This is a genomic window from Vibrio misgurnus (genome assembly GCF_029635775.1).
Taxonomy (GTDB): domain Bacteria; phylum Pseudomonadota; class Gammaproteobacteria; order Enterobacterales; family Vibrionaceae; genus Vibrio; species Vibrio chanodichtyis.
In genome coordinates this window covers 216843-236033 of sequence record NZ_CP113242.1, presented here as the reverse complement: position 1 = coordinate 236033, position 19191 = coordinate 216843, and the positions used below count along the sequence as shown (strand labels likewise).

The following is a 19191-nucleotide window of genomic DNA, read 5'->3' as shown; positions in this document are numbered from 1 at the left end:
ACCTAACAAACGCCTCAAGAGGGACTGTTAACGCTCGGCGTTTTTGTAATACTTTGCGCTTTGTGATTAATTTGTTATGCGTTAAGTTTGTTTGTAGCGTTACCAGCCCCTTAGGCGGGCGTTAGCCGTTCAATCAACACTCGCAATTTTGAGGAAATAAAATGAATAAGAAACCGTGGGAAAGAAGATTGAAAGATCTTGCCCATTTGCTTAATGCGTGTGCAACAACTTACTTTGATCCTGAGCTATTTCGGCTAAACTTGAATCAATTTCTTCAGACTTCTCGAACTGTCACTTTCATAATACAAAAGAATAAGAGAGAGATTGTTGGGTACGACGATTGGTATCCAGTCAATGTTGTCGAAAAGTGGCAAGATGACCACCTAATGACGTGGGCGAAAAACTCAAGGAATACCATTGAAAAGCAAGGGGATCTAGAAATGTATAGTAGTGCAAAAGCAACACTACTATTTTCCTATATTGAAGAACAAGATATTGAAATTACGACAAGAGATGAGTTACTTGGTGTTAGCATTAAAAGGTTGGTTCGATTAGCGCAAAAGAAATTACCTTCTGGTGTTACAGATGCTGCTGTCATCAAAGCTGAAAGGCGTTGGGTTGCGAATACCCTGAAGGATTACGAACTATTACATGCTTTGTCCCTTATATATGCACGAATGTACGATTGTTGTAAGTCCTTAGGGGAACTAGTAGGCAGCCCAATAGATCAAGCTATAACCAAGCCAACATCATTTGACTCAATGCGGGAAGAAGTGAGACATGTAAGTTACTTGAAACTCAAGAACTTCTCTGAAGGTAAGTTATCACATACTTCAGTATCATATGATGAAAAGAGCGTTCCTGAGGTAATGAAGGAACGAGCCAGATCTGTTCAGACAGCGCAGACAATTGATTCCATGGATAAGTTGGTTGATTTCTATTCCCAAATGGCGGAGCTAACATTCCAAGCTGATGGATACCACATACCTATTCTTATGTTCTTTGACCGCAACTATAAAGTCATTGACTTGCTTAGTACCAGTTTTGAAGATCAAGCTGACAAGTATATTTTTTGGAGATTTGCCGCCGATCGAGCTCAAGTTATCAATGCTCACGGATTTGTTTGGATATCAGAGCTTTGGGTTAGAAGTACTAAAGTAGGTTTATCAAAAGCCATTCACCAAATGCCAATCGTAGAGGAAAAACTTCGAGTTATAGGTATTGACTCTGCTAACGTTCAAAAGAGTATTTCGTGGAAAGTCATTAGAGAAAGTGAAGAAGCAATGCCAATGCTTTCCTCAAAGGAGATTGATGATCCCAATGAAGGGCAGGCATTTTTTATGCGCCCAATATTAAAAGCAATTGGTGGTGATGTCAGTAGACTGAACGGCTAACAAACGCTTCAAGAGGGACAGCCAACGCGCGGCATTTTTATCATGCGTTGGTTTATGTGTTTACGGTGTTATGCGGGAAGTTCGTAAAGCGTTGGCTGCCCCTTAAGCGGGCGTTATGTGCTTGGGGAAATATTAACTCAAGAATGGCAAGACAAATATGTATAATTTACTTTTTATTAAAGCGTTAGGTGTTAATTGATGAGAGAAAAACAATTAGTTTATGCGCTCTATGGAGCCAGTAACACAGGTAAGACAACAACACTCCGTTTATTAGCGAAAAAGCTAGAAACTATCGCTTTAACAATAGATGCAATCCCCTCTTCAGGTGATTTTACCGCTATATTTGAGCTCAAGGGTTCAAAAATTGCCATAATCTCAGCTGGTGACAACGAGCAGGAGATTAAAAAAGGTCTAGAGTCTTTAGAAAATGTAAGTAATTACGATATTCTATTTTGCGCTTCTAGAACTAGAGGTCAAACTACTGACTTTTTGGCAAGTACGTTCAAAAAACAAGAATTACGCTGGGTTGCCAATATGTATATTTATGGTGAATCCAAAGAGCAAGCAGACTTGTGTAATGAATTTATGTCTAAATTCCTATTCAATTCATTACTACTTGAGTTACGCACATAACAAACTGCTCAAGAGGGATTCGCAACGCGTGGCGTTTTTGCTATGCGTTTAATTATGTGATTAAGGTGGTATGCGGAGGCTTCAGTATTGCGTTGCTCACCCCTTAGCAGGGCGTTAGTTTCTATCAAGAAAATGCATAAAATTTGCGTTAATGGTTTCGATAATTCGGATTTTGATGCTCAAAGTTCACGAGTTGGCTTTTGTGTTTTGATTGATACTGATTGGGTAGAAAGCGTTGAAAATGTCATTGGCACAAGATCGCTAAAGTAAACAAACCTAGATGCATCCATTTTGTGGAAGCGTCCACACGGCAAGTTTGGTTTCACAAAAACTGCAACATCGCTTTATGTGTGCTTTCTTTGTTGAAAAGCTGGTTATTGGTCAACTCAACCTTGATCGCTTTGAGTTTTTGCTGCCAACTTCACAGCGTTTGATGTTGGACGTTTTTTTGCTCGATGACTTTGCATAGAATGTTATTCATATATTTTGGTGAAAAATCATTGTGAAACAATCAGCTACGAAACTAACAAGCGCCTCAAGAGGGACTGTCAACGCGTGGCGTTCCCAGTCTCAATGAGCCGTGGTGGTTACGGTTATTGTGTTTCAGTTTTGTGTTATGCGTTGCCAGCCCCTTAGGCGGGCGTTAGGTCACGACGGGATCACATGAGCAATGCAGAGCAGTGTCGATTGAGTATGGAAGAGCAAAACGTGGATAGAGGAAATAAGGCAAAAAGGACGAATATTAGTCATTTCCATGATACCCTTGAGGCGCTTTCGTGCGCACCTTAATCGGGGCGCGATTGAAGAGTGACGCCCGCAAGACCTCAAGGTAGAGCGATGCCAAATACTTCGGCTTCGATTTTTGTCTTTTTCTTCAATTCGTATTGATTATCCATAATTGACGAGAGACTTTTTACCCATTTGGTCGTGACCTAACAAACGATTCAAGACAGATTCACAACGCGCGGCATTGGCGTGATGCGTGAACGACAGTGATGAACATTGTGATGCGTTGAGTTGGTTTGGGCGTTGCTCACTGCTTAATCGGGCGTTATGGCGCAAAGCATCATATAGGAGCGATCATGGATAAAATGGAATTTGTTCGAACACTATTGATTGAAAAGGGCATTAGTGCTCGTTTAATTAAACCATACCCATATCTATTTCATAAGTTGGCTCGTTTGGATATGAAGCCGAGGATATTTGAAAACCCACTAAAGCTATTTGCTCTCCAATCTGTAATCGGCGCAGGTTTTTGGGGTGGATTTATGTGGTTATTTGTATGGCAGTTTCAAGGATTTATGATTTCTCAGGTTTATGGTTCTTTGCTTTTTGGCCTGTTGACTGGTCTATTCCTTGCTGTTGAAGTTGTAAGAGTTCGTAGGAAGCATGGACTCACTGATTTTGATAGTTGGCTTAAGGCAAATGGTTTGGAATAGCGCCATAACAAACGCCTCAAGAGGGACTGTCAACGCGTGGCGTTTCCAGTCCCATTGAGCCGCGGTGGTTTCGGTTGCTGTGTTTGAGTTTTGTGGTGTGCGTTGCCAGCCCCTTAGGCGAGCGTTAGTTTTTATCAAGAAAATACATAATATTTGCGCTAATTGTTTCGAAAATCAGCTTTTGGTGTTCAAAGTTTACGAATTGGCTTTGGTGCTTTGTTTGATGCTGATTAGGTAGAAAGCGTTGAAAATGTCGTTGGCACAAGATCGCTAAAGTAAGCAAACTTCGATGCTTCCATTTTGTGGAAGCGTCCACACAGCAAGGTTGGTTTCACAAAAACTGCAACATCGCTTTATGTGCGCTTTCTTTGTTGGAAATTCGGTTATTGGCCAACTCAACCTTGATCGTTTGGAGTTTTGGCCGCTAACTTCACAGCGTTTGATGCTGGATGTGTTTTTGCTCGATGATTTTCCATAAAATGTGGTTCAAATATTTTGGTGAAAAATCATTGTTAAACAATAGGCTACGAAACTAACAAGCGCCTCAAGCGGGACTGTCAACGCGCAGCATTTTTTGTATGCGGTGATTTTTGTGATTAATTTGCTATGCGGTGAGTTGGGTTGTGCGTTGCCAGCCCCTTAGGCGGGCGTTAGGTTTAAGGTTGTTCATGGAAATCAAAGAGTTTAGTGCCTGTAATCTTGAATCGTTGAGAAATCTCTACTTGGACTCTAGGCGAGATAGTTTCCCATGGCTCAAGACGGATAGTTTTCGGCTAGAAGACTTCGATCGCGATAGCCAAGGTGAACGAATTTGGTTGTCTGAGGTTTTCGGTAATGTTGCCGGCTTCATTTCCATTTGGGAACCTGACAATTTTATCCATCATCTCTATGTTTCCACTGAATATCAGGGTCAAGGTATTGGCTCGATGCTGCTTAATGGCGCAAAAAAGAAATATGGCAACTTAAGCCTTAAATGCATGATTCAAAATCAAAAAGCACTCAACTTTTATTTGTCACAAGGTTTTGAAATAGTGTCGAAAGTGGATGATGAATTGGGTGGTTACTACTACATGAGCTTCGGTGCACAAACCTAACAAGCGCCTCAAGCGGGACTGTCAACGCGTGGCATTTTTGTTATGCGGTGATTTTTGTGGTGAATTTTGTATGCGTTAAGTTGGGTTGTAGCGTTACCAGCCCCTTAGGCGGGCGTTAGTTTCTATCAAGAAAATTCATAATATTTGCGCTAATTGTTCCGATAACTCGGTTTTTTGTGTTCAAAGTTTACGAGTTAGCTTTGGTGCCTTGTTTTATGCTGATTGGGTAGAAAGCGTTGAAAAGGTTGTTGGCACAAGATCGCTGAAGCCAATAAATCTCGACGCATTCATTTTGTGGAAGCGTCCACACGGCAAGTTTAGTTTCGCAAAAGCTGCAGCATCGCTGTGAGTGCGTTTTCTTTGTTGGAAATTCGGTTATTGGCCAACTCAACCTTGAGCGTTTTGAGTTTTGGCAGCCAACTTCACAGCGTTTGATGTTGGACGTGTGTTTGCTCGATGATTTTGCATAAAATGCGGTTCAAATATTTTGGTGAAAAATCATTGAGAAACAATCGGCTACGAAACTAACAAGCGCCTCAAGAGGGACTGTCAACGCGCGGCATTTTTGTTATGCGGCAGGTTTTGTGATTAATTTGGTATGCGTTAAGTTGGGTTGTGCATTGCCAGCCCCTTAGGCGAGCGTTAGTGCGCAAAGATAAAATTAGCATCAGTAGGATTTAAAATGAGTGAAATTGCTCGCTTCATATCTGGCCAAATTCCAGATAAATTTGGTCGTAATATTGAGCAGTTGTTAGCATATAACCACTTTTGGCTAGAGCATGATCATAAGTATATTCAAGTTCTTTTCCCGATAGATGAGGGTACTAAGTTCAATCAACATGCTCCTTTGGTAACTCAAGCAGATCGAGATGCTTTTGCTAATTCAGAAGAATTGCGTGTTGCTCACTTAAAAGCTCTCGACCTTTTACTTGAGTTTTGGGGATTACAGCGAGATGGGTGTGAAATTTCTTCATTACTGGTATTAAGTCCTGCTAACCATGTCTGGCTTAAAAGTCATGACCACAACCAACTTCGCCTGACCCGTGCAATTCGTAGTTTGTCTTTACTCGGTAATAAGCAGGTAGCGACTAATTTGTGTGACTTTCTAGTGGCAGCAGCAAGAGAAACTAGCATGGTTTCAGATAAAACGGTCGAGTATTGGCGTAATGCGCTTAAAGGTTAGGGGATCGCTGAAAAAGCGCACTAACAAACTGTTCAAGAGGGATTCGCAACGCGTGGCATTTTCACTATGCGTTGGTTTAAGTGATTAAGGTGGTATGCGGCGGCTTTTGTATTGCGTTGCTCACCCCTTAACAGGGCGTTAGTTTCTATCAAGAAAATTCATAATATTTGCGCTAATTGTTTCGAAAATCCAGCTTTTGGTGCTCAAAATTTACTAATTGGCTTTGATGTTTTGCTTGATACTTATTGGGTAGAAAACGTTGAAAATGTCGCTGGCACAAGATCGCTAAAGTAATCAAACTTTGATGCATCCATTTTGTGGAAGCGTCCACACGGCAAATTTGGTTTAACAAAAACAGCAACATCGCTTTATGTGCGCTTTTTCTGTTGGAAATTCAGCTCATTGGCCAACTCAACCTTGATCGCTTTGAGTTTTGGCAGCCAACTTCACAGTGTTTGATGTTGGACGTTTGTTTGCTCGATGATTCTGCATAAAATATGGTTCAAGTATTTTGGTGAAAAATCATTTTGAAACAATCGGCTACGAAACTAACAAACGCCTCAAGAGGGACTGCCAACGCGCGGCATTTTCGTTATGCGGCAGGTTTTGTGATTAATTTGGTATGCGTTAAGTTGGTTGGTGCGTTGCCAGCCCCTTAGGCGGGCGTTAACCCTCTATCTGCACTGTATAAATACTCAACTAATCCCTTATCAATAAAATGAGATAAAATACATAACAGTATGTTTTAAAAGAGTATGTACATGTCCAGTTTACAGCGTAACCAGAACGATCTCTGTATAAAAATTGACTTTGAGAAGAATTCACGCAATCCACAGCGAGTTTTCAACTCAATGAGCCATTTAATCTCTTCTGTAGAAGAATTTCATGCATGTTTACTAAGCTCGGTGTCTGCGGAAACAAAGTCTAGTTTTTTACTTTCTGATATTAATGAAGGCTCTATTAAATCATGGTTATGCCCAGAAATAGAAGGTGATGTGACAGATGAACAAAAAGGTCGGTTAACAAGTTTTCTAAATTATTGTACCGATTTGGTTATATCATTCATTTCTGATAAGAATACTATTGAGTCGCTGGATATTTTGGCTGAATTAGAAGATAAAATTGCAATTGCCGCTACTGAGTTTGAAGTTGAAGAGTTTCCTAATGTTTTTTCTCTAAATCGATACCGATTGTTGAAAGGTTATACAGAGTTATCAGAATCCACAACAGAATTGAATGATGTTGATCAGGTATATTTTAATTCTCGAGGTGAAGCTAAAATTATCAATAAGAACTTCCATTTAACAAAAGATGATGTAGATGCAATTCTTATCGAGAAAGTAGAAAAGAACACTACAAAAGAAACATTGGTTATAAAGAAAGCTGATTTTATTGGTAAATCAATGTGGGATTTTCTACGGAAAAAAAATACTATTTCAGCACGAATAACGCACCAAGCGTGGTTAGATAAATTCCATTCAAGAATAGAAACTGTCGCGCCAGGTGATGGTTTGTTGTGTGACTTGGTAACTACTGCATACTTTGATAAAAATAATAATCTTATTGACACTAAGTATGAAGTTATTTTAGTCTATCAGAAAGTTGATGTCTTAAATATTCAACATGAGATTAAATATGACAGTGAATAAATCTTCACAAAATGCTTGGTTAATACTACTGTCTGAGTATTTATTCATTTTCTTGCCTTTCTTGGTAATAGGTATAATAAAGATATATAAGTCGGACTTTTCAACTTTTTTTCAAGCTGCGGATTGGAGTTTTGCTGCATCAATATTATTTGGGCAAGTAATAGTAAAACTAGTATCTGGCTCTGTTATACATAAAAAAGCAAGATGGCAACGAGTTGTTGTTTTATTGTCGTTTATTTTAGTTTTAGGGCTGGTGCCTAGCTTGGTTGTGTTGGCTTTAGTTTTAATAGATGGTGGTGTTTCTAGTTTCTTAGTAATTACACAACTAGTGCTTTTTACTCTGGCTTCAGTCGTATTTTTCTTGGTTGGTAGTGCCGCACACACCATGATCGAAGAGGGTTAACAAACGCCTCAAGAGGGACTGTCAACGCGCAGCATTTCTGTTATGCGGCGGGTTTTTGTGGTTAATTTAGTATGCGTTAAGTTGAGTTGTGCGTTGCCAGCCCCTTAGGCGGGCGTTATGTGTCAGAGATGGAAACGAGCTTTTATGAAAATTGATTTACCTTATTTATCTAGCATCTTGAATGTATTTTTAGATGCAGAAACTGCGCATATTACGATTTCAGATTTTGAAACTAATGGTCTCCGTATTGAAAGTGAACATCTTCCTAGTCATCTTGATGAAAAATTCCTATTTCACCTTCAATTAGCACTAGAGAATAGTTTGATTAGTAATCAAGATCTAAAATCTTCAGACCTTGGTTCAATAGGTATTAAAATGGGAGCAAACGGTCATGTTGTGCTAACTGGGACTCCAATTAGACTAACGCAACAAGGGCATGACTTCGCTACTGCTTTGGCTAATAAAGAAGTGCTAATACGGATAAAAGCTGAACTAAAAGATGCTCCATTCAAGGTGATTTTCGATGGTAGTCAAAAATTACTAGAGCATCTTATGAAGAAAAAACTCGATGCTTTGTTAGGCTAAACACATAACAAACTGTTTAAGAGTGATTCGCAACGCGTGGCATTTTTATTATGCGTTGAGTTTGGTGTTTAAGGTGGTATGCGGTGGCTTCGGTATTGCATTGCTCACACCTTAACAGGGCGTTATGCGAATAAGAGGAAGTTTTAGCTTTGGCAGTAATTCAACAAAAAGATATTAAGCTACTTTGGGGACGTTCAGGTAATCGCTGTGCCGTTTGCAAAATAGAACTTAGTCAGGATAAAAATGCCGCAGAAGCGTCATTCACTTTAGGCGAGCAGGCTCATATTGTTGGTGAAAAGGAAAAGGCTGCTCGTGGTCAAAGTTTGTTAAATGAAAAACAAAGAAATTCATATCATAACTTAATTCTCTTATGCCCTAATCATCACACTGAAATTGATAGTAATGAGCAAGACTGGCCAGTAGAAAAATTACATCAAGTTAAGTCAGAGCATGAGTTGTGGGTTTCTGAAACTTTGAGTTCTACTACAGATCTAGTTCGAGCTTCTAAACAAGTTGCTATCGCATCTATTATTGATAGCGCCGTAGAGTTGTGTCGTTTGGATCATTGGGAAATCTGGACTAGTTATACTCTTGCTCCAAGCCCTCAATGGGAAGCAGATATGCCAGATGAACTTTATGAATTTAGACAAAAAGTTATTCGTGCTATTTGGCCTGATGAATACGAAGAATTACATCGAGCAGCAGAAACATTATCAATCGCTTTGAATCTTTCTGCACAAACTTTTTTGCAGCATTGCGAACGACATGGAGATACCTTATTTCCTCATAAATTTTACAAAGCTAATGGGTGGAATGAAAATTATGATGCTGATGTAAAAAAATATGATGCTTGGGCTAAATTATGCTGGGAGTACCTAATAGACTCTACCAAAGCAGCAAACTGGTTTGCTGATGTTGTAAGGAGAGACATTAACCCTATGTTTTTTGCAGAGCATGGACGGTTTATTGTAGTAGAGGGTGATATTTTAGGACATAAAACGAACCTTTATCAGTATACACAAGCCGAAAAAGATTCATTGCCACAGTCAAAATTCGCATAACAAACTGTTCAAGAGGGATTCGCAACGCGTGGCATTTTCACTATGCGTTGGTTTTTGTGTTTAAGGTGGTTTGCGGCGACTTCTGCATTGCGTTGCTCACCCCTTAACAGGGCGTTAGTTTCTATCGAGAAAAGTCATAAATATTGATTCCAAATGTTCCGAAAAATTGAGTTTTGGTGCTCAAAGTTTACGTATTGGCTTTGGTGCTTTGTTTGATGCTGATTAGGTAGAAAGCGTTGAAAATCTTGTTGACACAAGATCGCTAAAGTAAACAAACTTAGATGCACCCATTTTGTGGAAGCGTCCACACGGCAAGTTTGGTTTCACAAAAGCGGCAACATCGCTTTAGGTGCGCTTTCTTTGCTGGAAATTCGGTTACTGGCCAACTCAACCTTGAACGTTTTGAGTTTTGGCCGCTAACTTCACAGCGTTTGATGTTGGACGTGTGTTTGCACGATGATTTTGCATAAAATGTGGTTCAAATTTTTTGGTGAAAAATCATTGTTAAACAATCGGCTACGAAACTAACAAGCGCCTCAAGCGGGACTGTCAACGCGCAGCATTTTTGGTATGCGGCAGGTTTTGTGGTTAATTTGTTATGCGTTAAGTTGGGTTGTGCGTTGCCAGCCCCTTAGGCGGGCGTTAGTTGCCAAAGCAATAGTTAAATTTAGGAGTTTTAATGGATAGTATGATTTCCTCGCTTAAAGATAATATAAACTCAAGGCTTACAAATCCGTTTATTGGTGCTTTTATTTTTGCGTGGATATCACTACATATCAAAGGAGTCAGTATATTTCTCCTTGTTGATACACAAATGAAAATAGAGATACTGCGTAATAAAGACTGGTTACTTCTGGATGATGTGATTTACCCTTTGTTTCTGTCACTTGCTTACCTTGTTGTATTACCTATGCTCAACTTGTTATACGATCGCTTTAATAGTGGCTGGCTAATTCCTAAAAGGTTAGAGCTTTCTAGAAAGAAAACTGTTGCTCAAGTCCGTTCTGAAACAGCTTACATTAGAGATTATGAGTATGAAAACTTGTCATCTCTTATCAATGCAAAAAAGAAGTTAACAGATTCTGTAAGCGAGTTACTAGAAGTACTTGATGAATATAGAGAGAACTGCAGTATAGCTGATCAAGACAACTTTATAAGATTACAATCTGTGACATATGAGTTAAGTGAAGTGGTAGCAACAGTGTCTGCTTCTGATAAAAATAATTCAGTATAGTTTGAGCATATGTATTTGTTGTTCAAGGCAACTAACAATCTGTTTAAGAGTGATTCGCAACACGTGGCATTTTTACTATGCGTTGTTTTTAGTGTTTAAGGTGGTATGCGGGAGCTTCGGTATTGCGTTGCTCACACCTTAACAGGGCGTTAGAATTATTGAAGGAGTTGAGATGTCAGAAGATAAAAAGAAAAGGGATTGGATAGATGTTACGGAGACTATTAGTAAGCTTATAGCAACAATTATAATACCAGTTGTTATATTTTTCGTAGGTCAATCCTACACAGAAGCTCAAGTCGAAAGCCAAGTCAGAAGTGAATATATAAAAATGGGAGTTGGTCTTTTAGCCAAGGAGCCAAATGAAAATAACTCTGAAGTTAGAAAATGGGCTATCAAACTTATTAACCATTATTCTGAAGTAAAGTTTACTCCTGAGGCGGAAAAGGAACTTGAGCAAAGTCGTTTTTTACTTTCATTGTTTAATGAGTTAAGTAATGTGGAAAAGAATGTAAAATTTAGTTGGGAGCCCGATGGAAGTGTAGGTTATGAACTAGAAATACAAAAACTTGATAATGGTGTGTGGCAATCTCATAACGGCTTATGCCTTACTGATACATCAACTATTTTATCAGTTCCAATAGATAAGAAAGTGCGATGGAGGCATGGTTCAACAAATAACGGGAAAACGGTTTTTTCAGAGTGGAAAGACTTACCTACAGAAAAAATAATTCTAACAAACGCTTTAAGGCGGATTCGCAACGCACGGCAGTTTTGGTTTTAATTGGCTTTTGTGGTTACAGTACAATAATTTAGTTTCGTGGTAGCGTTGCTCACCACTTAAGCGGGCGTTAGTTTGCTCAAGGCTAGTGGTTAACTAGCCTAGATTTGCTCGGATATCTGCAATGGTTATGAAGAGCTTGTTCTCAGCGTCTTGAAATGCTTGAAATCCATAACGTTCATAGAAGTGTTTGGCTCCGTCTTTGGCATCAACGATAACCACGGGAAACGCTACACTGTCACTGGCTGCGAGTAATTTTCTGAGGGCATCAATAAGCAGCCATTCGCCAAAACCTTTACCTTTGTATCGGTCATCGACAGCTAAACGAGCGATGAGACCGCCTGATGTTGATAATTGGTGTTTCTTCTGTAACTTGTCAGGCAAGGCTTTTAAATCAATAGGTGTCATAGTGAGTGTGTAAAAGCCGATGATATGCGTATTGTTGTTATCATCTTCCAAAACGAACGTTCTCGTATTGTCTTTTTTGGCTTGCTGGCTCGACATTACTTTTAAGTAATTATTTAAGGCTTCAATGCCACAATTGAAACGGTTGCGGTCGTGTTTGTCTTTGTCGAGAAGAACCGTATTCATCATTGAGTTTTACTCTCATAGCGTTCAGATGCTAATTTGAGTTTGGTGTTTATTGTTGCTGGATTATCGAGCGCTTCCATTAACAATAGGGCATCAGCTTGGCTAAGCTTTAGAGCTTGTTCACGTTCAATCACTTGTTTTGCTTTTTCGATTGCCGCATTTAAAACAAATGAATTAATGCTAGACATGCCGGCGAGCGCGGCAGCTTTTGTGAGTAAATATTGAGTGTCGACATCAACTCTGGCGGTGATGCGAGGTAAGGTTGTTGCCATATTTTTATTTCCTATTGTGTCAAATTGTCACATGGGTATTATGGTGTTAAAGTGTTCGCGGGTCAATGCCTGTGTCACTTTGGCACGCAAACTAACAAGCGCCTCAAGCGGGACTGTCAACGCGTAGCAGTTTTTGTATGCGGTGATTTTTGTGATTAATTTGGTATGCGTTAAGTTGGTTGGTGCGTTGCCAGCCCCTTAGGCGAGCGTTAGTTTCTATCGAGAAAATTCATCAAAATTGGTGCTAAATATTCCGAAAAACTAGCTTTTGGTGTTCAAAGTTTACGAGTTGGCTTTGGTGCTTTGTTTGATGCTGATTGGGTAGAAAGCGTTGAAAATCTTGTTGGTACAAGATCGCTAAAGCTGGCAAACCTTGATACATCCATTTTGTGGAAGCGTCCACACGGCAAGTTTGGTTTCACAAAAGCTGCAATATCGCTTTATGTACGCTTTCTTTGTAGGAAGTTCGTTCATTGGCTAACTCAACCTTGATCGCTTTGAGTTTTGGCAGCCAACTTCACAGCGTTGGATGCTGGACGTGTGTTTGCTCGATGATTTTTCATAAAATATGGTTCAAGTATTTTGGTGAAAAATCATTTTGAAACAATAGGCTACGAAACTAACAAGCGCCTCAAGAGGGACTGTCAACGCGCGGCATTTTCGTTATGCGGTGATTTTTGTGATGAATTTGCTATGCGGTGAGTTGGGTTGTGCGTTGCCAGCCCCTTAGGCGGGCGTTAGGTTTTTCGTTGGAACATCACTCTTAATGAGCTTAGTTTCTTATTCATGTTTATGGTAAAATAAATCAAAATTTTCAGTCAATTAAGTTATGAGCAATAAATTAACTAACGGTATTATCGCTGCCGGAACAATCGTTATGGCAGTTGTCGCAGTGCTACAATACACAAACTCTCCTGGCAGTACTAAGGTATCAGCAGATCAGATTGCCCCAAAAGATACTAATGTTACCAATCAGGGTAATGCCAAGGAGCAGCATCCAATTCCTCAATCAACCCTAGAGGAAAAAACAGATCAATTGGTATTTGTGTGCGATGATTACTATCAATCTTTAAAAGCTCCGATTAGAACCCTCTCTTTCAGTTCGGATAAAGATGCAGCGTATAAAAAATTAGTACCAAACTTATTAACTAAAGAGTGCGTTAATGAAGCCTACAGCGCAGCAAATGAGTTATCTTTCTCCTCAGATAGGGATGCAAACTATAAGCTTATCTATAAAAAAGCTTTAGACCTTAAAGAGTTTGATTTTGCCAAAGAGGTAATTGGAGAGCTGTCTTTTTCAAGTGATAGGGATGAGGCTAACAAACAGTTACTTGAATCAATGACAAAAACCTAACAATCTGTTTAAGAGTGATTCGCAACGCTTGGCATTTTTGCTATGCGTTGCGTTTTGTGTTTAAGGTGGTATGCGGAAGCATCGGTATTGCGTTGCTCACACCTTAACAGGGCGTTATGCGCCGAATATTGGGTTTACATCCATGCTCTTATGAAGAATTCGAATTACCCGGATTTGTTGGCTGCCGGTTTGCTGATAAAAGATGACGTGACTACCTTGGGGGAATTTTCTGTAGCCCTCTCGGATTTCATCGCATGATTTACCGATGTCAGGATTTTCCGCTAAAAGCCAAAATGAGTCATCGAACTGCTTTAAATAAATATTTCGCTGCTCTTTTCCCCATCGGCGTTGAGTGAATAAAGCAATATCCCGTAAGTCGGCTTTCGCGGCGACAGTAAGATTAAATGGTTTCATCGAATGTTTTCACTATCGAGTTCATTGATGAAGCTATCAAGGTCATAATCAACGTCACCACTTTGCTCACCTTCAACAAGTAATTGACGGAGTGACTGTAGTTTGGTTTCTTGGTTTTCGAGTAGACGCAGAGCAGAGCGAATGACTTCACTTGCTGAGCCGTAACGTCCACGTTGTATTTGGCTTGCAATAAAGCCATCGAAGTGGTCACCAAGAGTGATACTTGTGTTTTTAGCCATGGGCTTTTCTCCAGAAATACCAAGAAGTACCTAATTATGGTATGAAATGGTATTTGAGGCAAGATGCGCATAACAAACGCCTCAAGTGGGACTGTCAACGCGTGGCATTTTTTGTATGCGGAAGATTTTGTGGTTACTTTGCTATGCGTTAAGCTGGTTGGTGCGTTGCCAGCCCCTTAGGCGGGCGTTAGTGTGATGAGAGGAAAGCGCTTGAATATATCTCATGAAACTCAATTTTTTGGTAATTTGGTAGATCTTGATTGCTACGTACAAGACTTGTTATTGATACTTGAGAAAACAGAGCATATTGAGCTCGATAGTAGTTTTTGCGGACTTGTTCATGACTGTTTTCCCGATGTAACTCGAAAAAGTCATATTGTTACTGTGCTTATTGTTCTCGAGCGAGAGTTCTCTACATTTTGCGACCAGCTTAAATTAGCAACTGGTCAGTTACTCAAATGGAATGACCTAAAAGGTAGCGCTATTGAAAGGTTTATTAAGTATTGCTCGATAGTCTGTGGTATATCTTCACCAGCAAACTCGATAAATATCCAAGATATTAAAGGATTAATCGAACTACGAAATTGCATCGTTCACAATGACTCCTGTATTGAGGGTTTTTCTAAAGCAACTGTAATAAAACAATTAACTTCACGGTACGATGGAATAGGTATAGAGAATGGGTATATAACTCTTAGCCATGATGCTTGTGTCAAGCTTACAGTTGTTGCTTTCGACTTTTTAGAAAGTTGGTATCAATCGGTTCTGGAGCACTTAACCTCATCACACTAACAAACGCCTCAAGAGGGACTGTCAACGCGTAGCGTTTTCAGTCACATTGAGCTGAGGTGGTTACGATTGTTATGTTTGAGTTTAGTTGTGGCGTTGCCAGCCCCTTAGGCGGGCGTTATAGCGCAAATCCAGAAGATTATTATTGATATTTAAGCTACTGGTGGCATATTTTTTGAATTTGGTAATCGTGTGGAGAATTACGTGAAGCAGCAAACATTTGATTTAGTACCTGTGAAACTACAGGAAGTGGATAGTATCAGCATGGGCGTTTTGCCAAATGGTGAAACATTTCTTTCACTTCAAGGTTTAGCTCGATTTTGTGGTTTAGCACCTAGCTCTGTTATTCAGTTAGCTCAAGATTGGTCTGCTGGTGATGCACAAGGCAAGGTTCGTGGACAACAACTAACAGAATTGATTAAAGAATGGACTGAATCAGAAACTATTCCAGATAGCCTATATGTAGAAATTGATAGTAAAAACTCGATAACAGGTGTTATACATGCTGTACCTGAACAAATCGTAATGGCTATCACCGATTATTATGCTCACTATGCGCAAGTAACAAAACCAGAAGCAATTCAGAATTACCGTAGAGCAGCTAAGCTTGGTTTAAGAAAATATATTTATGATCGTTTAAATTATAACGAACAAGATCTAATTGGAGAAAGTTGGAAATTATTCCAAGAACGTATCTTGAACAATGAATGTCCCAAAGGGTATTTCACTATGTTTGATGAAGCGACAACTATTATCGCTTCATTAATTCGTAATAATATAGTAGTTGATGATTCTATAATGCCAGATGGTAGCTTGGGTATTCATTGGGCGAAGTACTGGAAAGCTAAAAATCTAGCTATGGTACATGGTGAACGAATAAAAATTATTCATAAATACCCAGAGTCATATAGACAACTTGATCCTGAAATTAATGCTTATCCAATCAACGCACTTTCAGAGTTCAGGACTTGGTTTCAAGAAATATATCTTCCTGAAAAATACCCAGCATATATCCAGAAAAAGAATCGGGATGGAAAAATTGCTTTGACTTCTATTCCTTTGCTTCTATCTGCAGTAATGCCTCCAGAAGTGTCGCAACGTATTGCGTGCTAAACTGCGCTATAACAAATGCCTCAAGAGGGACTGTCAACGCGTGGCGTTTCCAGTCCCATTGAACCGCGGTGGTTTCGGTTGTTGTGTTTGAGTTTAGTTGTAATGCGTTGCCAGCCCCTTAGGCGGGCGTTAAGCAGCTAGGTAATTTGGTAATAATAAATGAACTTTAATCAAAGATTTGAATGTACAACTTGTGAGTGTTTAGTTGACTGCAGAATAGGTATGTCCAACAGAGATTTTCAGCCTATAAGATTTTGCTGTCCGAGTTGTGGAGAGGCTATTTATATTGAAATTGGGAAAGGCGTGAAAGTAAAAGGTGCTAAAGCTATTAAGTTTGATGGCCCTTTTACTAATGAGTATCCATTTGTCGATTTACATCTAGACTTCCCTGTCACTTTTGGTAAATACCAAATGGGGCATACCCCATTTCTAAAAGCAATAGGTAGAATTGGACATGAAAATTTCGCTATTCATAATGCTAGATTAAATGGTTTGAACTTTCTGCATTCAAAAACACAAGAGTTAGAGCGTGTTCTACGTCTGTACTCGAAAAACGTGAATTTGTTTGGAAGGTTGTGTGAAAAAGAGTTCGGAGAAACTTTAAAATCTGAGAAGCCACAAGATGTGAATCTCGCCTTGTACTGTGTAATTGCAAAAGTTTTTGCTCCATTCTCAATGCCAACTGAGAATGCTGAGTCTGTTGCTATGCATATGAAAGGAATTAAGGATGCGTTATCCTCTGATGCCAAGGCATTAGATGTATTCTTTGAGGAAATTATCGAGACTGGTTTTCTAAAAAATACACAGCATGATTGTTTAGAAATTTACCCGCAAATTTTGGCGGGAGAGTTAGCATTTAGACCTGCATTATTTTTAGATTTTGATCCTGATTATGATAAAGAGTTAGTTGCTTTTAGAGTATCCACAGACGACTTTCAAAAGTATAAAGATTTATATAAAGATATTTCTGAAGTTCTATCTCGTCAGCTTATTCTTGTTGCTGGGATCAATAACATTATTCATCGTAAAGATCACAATAAGTTTAAAGATATTGGCAAAACAACACCTAAGTCGCTGAATGATTTTGCAGACTTACCGTATGGTTTTAAAGTAGCTCATTTAGATGAGTGTTGGTATGAAATTGGTGAAGATGCTATCAACAATCAGCTCCGTAACTCAATTGCTCATGTCAAAGCAGAGTATGATGATGTTTCTCAAATTATTACTTATTACCCTAAGAAAGAAGGCATAAAGCAAGAAAAAGCGGAGTCAATGTACTTTATTGATTTTATGAGGAAAATTCTTATTTCATACCGTGAAATGCACCGGCTACATCAGTTAATCAAATGCATGTTTAACTATGAGTATTTGATGCGTAAAAAAGCTGCTTAACAAACGCCTCAAGAGGGACTGTCAACGCGCGGCGTTTCCAGTCCCAATGAGCCGAAGTGGTTACGGTTGTTGTGGTTGAGTTTGGTGTTATGCGTTGCCAGCCCCTTAGGCTGGCGTTAGTTTTTATCAGGAAAGTTGATAAAATTTGCGCTAATTGTTTGGATGATTCAGCTTTTGGTGCTCAAAGTTCACGAATTGGCTTTTGTATTTTGATTGATACTGATTGGGTAGAAAACGTTGAAAATGTCGTTGGCACAAGATCGCTAAAGCCAATAAACCTCGATGCATCCATTTTGTGGAAGCGTCCACACGGCAAGTTTGGTTTCACAAAAACAGCAACATCGCTGTGAGTGCGCTTTCTTTGTTGGAAATCCGGTCATTGGCCAAATCAACCTTGATCGTTTTGAGTTTCGGCTGCCAACTTCACAGCGTTTGATGCTGGATGTATTTTTGCTCGATGATTTTGCATAAAATTTGATTCGAGTATTTTTATAAAAAGTCATCATTAAACAATGAGCTACAAAACTAACAAGCGCCTCAAGAGGGACTGTCAACGCGCGGCATTTTCGTTATGCGGTGATTTTTGTGATGAATTTGCTATGCGGTGAGTTGGGTTGTGCGTTGCCAGCCCCTTAGGCGAGCGTTATGGCGCAAAGCATCATATAGGAGCGATCATGGATAAAATGGAATTTGTTCGAACACTATTGATTGAAAAGGGCATTAGTGCTCGTTTAATTAAACCATACCCATATCTATTTCATAAGTTGGCTCGTTTGGATATGAAGCCGAGGATATTTGAAAACCCACTAAAGCTATTTGCTCTCCAATCTGTAATCGGCGCAGGTTTTTGGGGTGGATTTATGTGGTTATTTGTATGGCAGTTTCAAGGATTTATGATTTCTCAGGTTTATGGTTCTTTGCTTTTTGGCCTGTTGACTGGTCTATTCCTTGCTGTTGAAGTTGTAAGAGTTCGTAGGAAGCATGGACTCACTGATTTTGATAGTTGGCTTAAGGCAAATGGTTTGGAATAGCGCCATAACAAACGCCTCAAGAGGGACTGTCAACGCGTGGCGTTTCCAGTCCCATTGAGCCGCGGTGGTTTCGGTTGCTGTGTTTGAGTTTTGTGGTGTGCGTTGCCAGCCCCTTAGGCGAGCGTTAACTGGCAAAGCGGAAAATCAATCAACATTTTAGAAAAGGAATTTACGAATGTTTCGCTGTGGTCAATGCCGACATTTTGAGCGAGCAAAAAACAATCTCAAAGATTTGTGTGGGGCTTGGGATCAACCAACGATAGCAACGCGTGAAGCTTGCGGATTTTTCACACTCAGAAAATTGGTGCGAGATCCGAAAACTTCAAACGAAGCGTAAAGTGATGATTTGCATTGGTGAAATGTTCAGTGGAAATCCTCAGCTCTGGCCAGTTAACAAACGCCTCAAGAGGGACTGTTAACGCGCAGCATTTTTGTAATGCTTTGAGCTTTGTGATTAATTTGGTATGCGTTAAGTTGGGTTGTGCGTTACCAGCCCCTTAGGCGGGCGTTAGTTTCTATCAAGAAAATTCATAAAATTTGCGC

The 19191-nt window shown here is 39.6% G+C and carries 26 protein-coding genes and 2 pseudogenes; 24 read left to right on the top strand and 4 right to left on the bottom strand.

Going from position 1 to position 19191, the window contains the following annotated elements:
- The first annotated feature begins 161 nt into the window (after positions 1 to 161).
- The 16 genes and pseudogenes from OOK74_RS12760 to OOK74_RS12640 all read left to right on the top strand — a co-directional run bounded on the left by OOK74_RS12760 (position 162) and on the right by OOK74_RS12640 (position 11456).
- Complete coding sequence (locus tag OOK74_RS12760) at positions 162 to 1394, top strand: hypothetical protein (protein ID WP_278183528.1); 1233 nt, start codon at positions 162 to 164, stop codon at positions 1392 to 1394.
- 198 nt (positions 1395 to 1592) lie between these two features.
- Positions 1593 to 2027, top strand: a complete 435-nt coding sequence (locus OOK74_RS12750; RefSeq protein WP_278183527.1) for an ATP-binding protein — start codon at positions 1593 to 1595, stop codon at positions 2025 to 2027.
- A 316-nt stretch (positions 2028 to 2343) separates the two neighbouring features.
- Complete coding sequence (locus OOK74_RS12740) at positions 2344 to 2496, top strand: DUF645 family protein (RefSeq protein WP_278183595.1); 153 nt, start codon at positions 2344 to 2346, stop codon at positions 2494 to 2496.
- 613 nt (positions 2497 to 3109) lie between these two features.
- Positions 3110 to 3466 (top strand): DUF6404 family protein, encoded by a 357-nt coding sequence (locus OOK74_RS12735; protein WP_274723709.1) that lies wholly within the window; start codon positions 3110 to 3112, stop codon positions 3464 to 3466.
- A gap of 289 nt (positions 3467 to 3755) precedes the next feature.
- Positions 3756 to 3944 (top strand): DUF645 family protein, encoded by a 189-nt coding sequence (locus tag OOK74_RS12725; RefSeq protein WP_430741989.1) that lies wholly within the window; start codon positions 3756 to 3758, stop codon positions 3942 to 3944.
- A 190-nt stretch (positions 3945 to 4134) separates the two neighbouring features.
- Positions 4135 to 4560, top strand: coding sequence for a GNAT family N-acetyltransferase (locus tag OOK74_RS12715; RefSeq protein WP_278183525.1), 426 nt, complete (start codon positions 4135 to 4137; stop codon positions 4558 to 4560).
- Between the two features lie 275 nt (positions 4561 to 4835).
- Complete coding sequence (locus OOK74_RS12710; RefSeq protein ID WP_278183593.1) at positions 4836 to 5030, top strand: DUF645 family protein; 195 nt, start codon at positions 4836 to 4838, stop codon at positions 5028 to 5030.
- Positions 5031 to 5242: 212 nt separating this feature from the next.
- A complete protein-coding gene (locus OOK74_RS12700) occupies positions 5243 to 5743 on the top strand; it encodes an opioid growth factor receptor-related protein (protein ID WP_274723668.1) in 501 nt (166 codons plus the stop codon).
- A 312-nt stretch (positions 5744 to 6055) separates the two neighbouring features.
- Positions 6056 to 6237, top strand: a pseudogene (locus OOK74_RS12695) (DUF645 family protein).
- Between the two features lie 267 nt (positions 6238 to 6504).
- Positions 6505 to 7392, top strand: a complete 888-nt coding sequence (locus tag OOK74_RS12685) for a hypothetical protein (RefSeq protein WP_278183523.1) — start codon at positions 6505 to 6507, stop codon at positions 7390 to 7392.
- Complete coding sequence (locus OOK74_RS12680) at positions 7379 to 7795, top strand: hypothetical protein (protein WP_278183522.1); 417 nt, start codon at positions 7379 to 7381, stop codon at positions 7793 to 7795. The genes OOK74_RS12685 and OOK74_RS12680 overlap by 14 nt, the downstream gene beginning before the upstream one ends.
- Positions 7796 to 7939: 144 nt before the next feature.
- Positions 7940 to 8380: a DUF2513 domain-containing protein gene (locus OOK74_RS12675; protein WP_278183521.1), complete on the top strand. Its 441-nt coding sequence runs from the start codon at positions 7940 to 7942 to the stop codon at positions 8378 to 8380.
- A 149-nt stretch (positions 8381 to 8529) separates the two neighbouring features.
- On the top strand, positions 8530 to 9441 hold the full coding sequence (locus tag OOK74_RS12665) for an HNH endonuclease (protein WP_278183520.1): 912 nt from the start codon (positions 8530 to 8532) through the stop codon (positions 9439 to 9441).
- A 281-nt stretch (positions 9442 to 9722) separates the two neighbouring features.
- Positions 9723 to 9911 carry a DUF645 family protein gene (locus OOK74_RS12655; RefSeq protein WP_278183519.1) on the top strand — a complete coding sequence of 63 codons (189 nt, stop codon included), beginning with the start codon at positions 9723 to 9725 and terminating at the stop codon, positions 9909 to 9911.
- 209 nt (positions 9912 to 10120) lie between these two features.
- Entirely contained in the window at positions 10121 to 10675 is a 555-nt protein-coding gene (locus tag OOK74_RS12650) for a hypothetical protein (RefSeq protein ID WP_278183518.1), read from the top strand.
- Between the two features lie 172 nt (positions 10676 to 10847).
- Positions 10848 to 11456: a hypothetical protein gene (locus tag OOK74_RS12640; RefSeq protein ID WP_278183516.1), complete on the top strand. Its 609-nt coding sequence runs from the start codon at positions 10848 to 10850 to the stop codon at positions 11454 to 11456.
- 93 nt (positions 11457 to 11549) lie between these two features.
- On the opposite strand, the gene OOK74_RS12635 is transcribed toward OOK74_RS12640, so the two are convergent.
- Together OOK74_RS12635 and OOK74_RS12630 are read right to left on the bottom strand one after the other, a co-directional pair.
- Positions 11550 to 12047 (bottom strand): GNAT family N-acetyltransferase, encoded by a 498-nt coding sequence (locus tag OOK74_RS12635; RefSeq protein WP_278183482.1) that lies wholly within the window; start codon positions 12045 to 12047, stop codon positions 11550 to 11552.
- Positions 12044 to 12316, bottom strand: coding sequence for a type II toxin-antitoxin system TacA family antitoxin (locus tag OOK74_RS12630; protein ID WP_274723737.1), 273 nt, complete (start codon positions 12314 to 12316; stop codon positions 12044 to 12046). The genes OOK74_RS12635 and OOK74_RS12630 overlap by 4 nt, the downstream gene beginning before the upstream one ends.
- Before the next feature lie 384 nt (positions 12317 to 12700).
- Between OOK74_RS12630 and OOK74_RS15120 the strand changes: the two are divergent.
- Positions 12701 to 12881, top strand: a pseudogene (locus tag OOK74_RS15120) (DUF645 family protein).
- Positions 12882 to 13145: 264 nt separating this feature from the next.
- Positions 13146 to 13670 carry a DUF4476 domain-containing protein gene (locus tag OOK74_RS12625; protein WP_278183515.1) on the top strand — a complete coding sequence of 175 codons (525 nt, stop codon included), beginning with the start codon at positions 13146 to 13148 and terminating at the stop codon, positions 13668 to 13670.
- Between the two features lie 114 nt (positions 13671 to 13784).
- Here the strand turns inward: OOK74_RS12625 and OOK74_RS12615 are convergent, their stop codons facing one another.
- Positions 13785 to 14084, bottom strand: coding sequence for a type II toxin-antitoxin system RelE/ParE family toxin (locus tag OOK74_RS12615; RefSeq protein WP_278183514.1), 300 nt, complete (start codon positions 14082 to 14084; stop codon positions 13785 to 13787).
- Positions 14081 to 14323, bottom strand: a complete 243-nt coding sequence (locus OOK74_RS12610) for a type II toxin-antitoxin system ParD family antitoxin (RefSeq protein WP_277206988.1) — start codon at positions 14321 to 14323, stop codon at positions 14081 to 14083. Before OOK74_RS12610 ends, OOK74_RS12615 begins: the two co-directional genes overlap by 4 nt.
- Positions 14324 to 14533: 210 nt before the next feature.
- Between OOK74_RS12610 and OOK74_RS12600 the strand changes: the two genes are divergently transcribed.
- From OOK74_RS12600 to OOK74_RS12575, 6 genes are all read left to right on the top strand, one after another.
- Positions 14534 to 15115: a hypothetical protein gene (locus OOK74_RS12600; RefSeq protein ID WP_278183513.1), complete on the top strand. Its 582-nt coding sequence runs from the start codon at positions 14534 to 14536 to the stop codon at positions 15113 to 15115.
- Between the two features lie 201 nt (positions 15116 to 15316).
- Positions 15317 to 16225 (top strand): BstA C-terminal domain-containing protein, encoded by a 909-nt coding sequence (locus tag OOK74_RS12595; RefSeq protein ID WP_278183512.1) that lies wholly within the window; start codon positions 15317 to 15319, stop codon positions 16223 to 16225.
- 159 nt (positions 16226 to 16384) lie between these two features.
- On the top strand, positions 16385 to 17617 hold the full coding sequence (locus tag OOK74_RS12590) for a hypothetical protein (protein ID WP_221887097.1): 1233 nt from the start codon (positions 16385 to 16387) through the stop codon (positions 17615 to 17617).
- A gap of 56 nt (positions 17618 to 17673) precedes the next feature.
- Positions 17674 to 17967, top strand: coding sequence for a hypothetical protein (locus tag OOK74_RS12585; RefSeq protein ID WP_278183622.1), 294 nt, complete (start codon positions 17674 to 17676; stop codon positions 17965 to 17967).
- Positions 17900 to 18088: a DUF645 family protein gene (locus tag OOK74_RS12580; RefSeq protein WP_430741988.1), complete on the top strand. Its 189-nt coding sequence runs from the start codon at positions 17900 to 17902 to the stop codon at positions 18086 to 18088. The genes OOK74_RS12585 and OOK74_RS12580 overlap by 68 nt, the downstream gene beginning before the upstream one ends.
- A gap of 203 nt (positions 18089 to 18291) precedes the next feature.
- The gene (locus OOK74_RS12575) at positions 18292 to 18648 is read left to right on the top strand and encodes a DUF6404 family protein (protein ID WP_274723709.1); all 357 of its coding nucleotides are present in this window, start codon (positions 18292 to 18294) and stop codon (positions 18646 to 18648) included.
- Positions 18649 to 19191: the final 543 nt, after the last annotated feature.

Excerpts from the sequence above, each read along its gene's own strand:
- OOK74_RS12750 (WP_278183527.1), top strand. The coding sequence starts at position 1,593 with ATGAGAGAAAAACAATTAGTTTATGCGCTCTATGGAGCCAGTAACACA.
- OOK74_RS12635 (WP_278183482.1), bottom strand. The coding sequence starts at position 12,047 with ATGATGAATACGGTTCTTCTCGACAAAGACAAACACGACCGCAACCGT.
- OOK74_RS12630 (WP_274723737.1), bottom strand. The coding sequence starts at position 12,316 with ATGGCAACAACCTTACCTCGCATCACCGCCAGAGTTGATGTCGACACT.
- OOK74_RS12760 (WP_278183528.1), top strand. The coding sequence starts at position 162 with ATGAATAAGAAACCGTGGGAAAGAAGATTGAAAGATCTTGCCCATTTG.
- OOK74_RS12640 (WP_278183516.1), top strand. The coding sequence starts at position 10,848 with ATGTCAGAAGATAAAAAGAAAAGGGATTGGATAGATGTTACGGAGACT.
- OOK74_RS12610 (WP_277206988.1), bottom strand. The coding sequence starts at position 14,323 with ATGGCTAAAAACACAAGTATCACTCTTGGTGACCACTTCGATGGCTTT.
- OOK74_RS12680 (WP_278183522.1), top strand. The coding sequence starts at position 7,379 with ATGACAGTGAATAAATCTTCACAAAATGCTTGGTTAATACTACTGTCT.
- OOK74_RS12590 (WP_221887097.1), top strand. The coding sequence starts at position 16,385 with ATGAACTTTAATCAAAGATTTGAATGTACAACTTGTGAGTGTTTAGTT.
- OOK74_RS12580 (WP_430741988.1), top strand. The coding sequence starts at position 17,900 with ATGCATCCATTTTGTGGAAGCGTCCACACGGCAAGTTTGGTTTCACAA.
- OOK74_RS12655 (WP_278183519.1), top strand. The coding sequence starts at position 9,723 with ATGCACCCATTTTGTGGAAGCGTCCACACGGCAAGTTTGGTTTCACAA.
- OOK74_RS12725 (WP_430741989.1), top strand. The coding sequence starts at position 3,756 with ATGCTTCCATTTTGTGGAAGCGTCCACACAGCAAGGTTGGTTTCACAA.
- OOK74_RS12715 (WP_278183525.1), top strand. The coding sequence starts at position 4,135 with ATGGAAATCAAAGAGTTTAGTGCCTGTAATCTTGAATCGTTGAGAAAT.
- OOK74_RS12625 (WP_278183515.1), top strand. The coding sequence starts at position 13,146 with ATGAGCAATAAATTAACTAACGGTATTATCGCTGCCGGAACAATCGTT.
- OOK74_RS12650 (WP_278183518.1), top strand. The coding sequence starts at position 10,121 with ATGGATAGTATGATTTCCTCGCTTAAAGATAATATAAACTCAAGGCTT.
- OOK74_RS12685 (WP_278183523.1), top strand. The coding sequence starts at position 6,505 with ATGTCCAGTTTACAGCGTAACCAGAACGATCTCTGTATAAAAATTGAC.
- OOK74_RS12615 (WP_278183514.1), bottom strand. The coding sequence starts at position 14,084 with ATGAAACCATTTAATCTTACTGTCGCCGCGAAAGCCGACTTACGGGAT.
- OOK74_RS12700 (WP_274723668.1), top strand. The coding sequence starts at position 5,243 with ATGAGTGAAATTGCTCGCTTCATATCTGGCCAAATTCCAGATAAATTT.
- OOK74_RS12575 (WP_274723709.1), top strand. The coding sequence starts at position 18,292 with ATGGATAAAATGGAATTTGTTCGAACACTATTGATTGAAAAGGGCATT.
- OOK74_RS12675 (WP_278183521.1), top strand. The coding sequence starts at position 7,940 with ATGAAAATTGATTTACCTTATTTATCTAGCATCTTGAATGTATTTTTA.
- OOK74_RS12735 (WP_274723709.1), top strand. The coding sequence starts at position 3,110 with ATGGATAAAATGGAATTTGTTCGAACACTATTGATTGAAAAGGGCATT.